The organism is Pseudolactococcus yaeyamensis (assembly GCF_054658615.1).
This window is the reverse complement of sequence record NZ_BAAGGP010000170.1, coordinates 1-1,775: the sequence shown is the minus strand read 5'-3', so window position 1 is coordinate 1,775 and position 1,775 is coordinate 1. Positions and strand designations below refer to the sequence as shown.

At 38.9% G+C, this 1,775-nt stretch carries 2 protein-coding genes; both read left to right on the top strand.

Going from position 1 to position 1,775, the window contains the following annotated elements:
- Positions 1–214 precede the first annotated feature (214 nt).
- Positions 215–1,204, top strand: coding sequence for a UDP-glucose 4-epimerase GalE (gene galE / locus ACYQ21_RS15440; RefSeq protein ID WP_460059557.1), 990 nt, complete (start codon positions 215–217; stop codon positions 1,202–1,204).
- Positions 1,205–1,371: 167 nt separating this feature from the next.
- On the top strand, positions 1,372–1,530 hold the full coding sequence (locus tag ACYQ21_RS15435) for a hypothetical protein (RefSeq protein ID WP_460059556.1): 159 nt from the start codon (positions 1,372–1,374) through the stop codon (positions 1,528–1,530).
- Positions 1,531–1,775: the final 245 nt, after the last annotated feature.

The window sequence follows — 1,775 nt, the reverse complement described above, 5'->3', positions numbered from 1 at the left end:
CGCGGATCTGTGACGCTTTCTAAATACGCGTAGATTTCGTACATCATGAACTCCCTTAATAGCTTTTCTTTTACTTTAACATAAATAGAGATACTAGGGAATTATTTATTTCATGCGTTTGTCGTGGCTCTTAGCCAATATTATTGAAAACGCAAATATTTTATGCTATAATGTTTAGTAAACGTATACTAAAAAGTAGAATTGAGGATAAAACATGACAGTTTTGATTTTAGGTGGCGCTGGGTATATTGGTAGTCATGCAACGGATGAATTTCTTGCACGTGGTTATGATGTTGCAGTCGTTGATAATTTGTCGACTGGGCATCGTGAAGCTGTAGCAGACAAGGCACGATTTTACCAAGGAGATATCCGTGACAAAATTTTCTTGACAGACGTTTTCACTCAAGAGAAAAACATCGAAGGGGTCATGCATTTTTGTGCCTATTCTTTAGTGAGTGAGTCAATGGCAAAACCGCTCATGTACTTTGAAAATAATGTCGGTGGTGCCATGACATTACTTGACGTCATGCAGGACTTTGATGTTAAACACATCGTGTTTTCAAGTACGGCAGCAACATTTGGCATTCCAGAAGAGATGCCAATCACGGAAAAAACACCTCAAAACCCTATTAATCCCTATGGCGAGAGCAAGCTTATCATGGAAAAAATGATGGCTTGGCAAGCTGCCGCGACAGATATGACCTATGTTGCCCTGCGTTATTTCAATGTCGCAGGCGCTAAGCATGACGGCTCTATTGGAGAAGCACATAAAAACGAAACGCATCTGATTCCGATAATCTTGCAAGTGGCACTTGGTCAACGCGACAAAATCATGATTTACGGCGATGATTATCAAACCGAAGATGGCACTTGTATCCGCGATTATATCGGCATGACAGACTTGATTGACGCCCATATCAAATCGCTTGAGTACCTCAAAGCTGGCGGTCAATCAGATGCCTTTAATCTCGGCACGAAAACAGGTTATTCTAACCTACAAGTGCTAGAAACGGCACGTCAAGTGACAGGTCATGCTATCCCATCAGAAATCGGGCCACGCCGCATTGGTGACCCCGATGCCCTGATAGCAGATAGCAGTAAAGCACAAGAAGTACTAGCTTGGACACCGAAAGAAAAACTTGCAGATATTATCCAAAATGCCTGGACATGGCATCAGAAACATCCGCATGGCTATGAAGAGTGATACTGACTAGAAGACACGTACAGTTGACGTGTTTTTGTTTGGTGTAATGTACGTGATTCAAAAAAAGAATCTTTTTCTCTTGACAAAATACACAGGTACTTGTATAATTGTTTTTGTAAAGGTACCTGTTGAATTTAGACAGGAAATAAAAAGAAAAGAGAAATCACATGATGACTACTGACGACATAGCAATCCAAGTCAATGGACTTACCAAAATTTTCAAAGGTAAAAAAGCTGTTGGCGCTATTGATTTAACCATTAAAAAAGGAGAAGTCTTCGCCATTTTGGGATCTAACGGTGCGGGTATTTATAGAAAACAAAATTAAAGAAACAAATTCCATACCACATTTGTCTTAATCAATTACTTTATCAAGTCATAACCCCTTTAAAATAGGGCATTTCAAGCAGAAAAATCAATCATTCGTGGTTGATTTTTTCTGTTAGTAAGTCTAGTGGTAATAAGTCAAGTAAGACTTGTAAATTTATTTTACAAGATTTATGAAACTAAGGTACACTAAATAAGCCTACGAAAAATTCATTTTTTCGCAAGTGCTATCAAGGACTTGTGCTC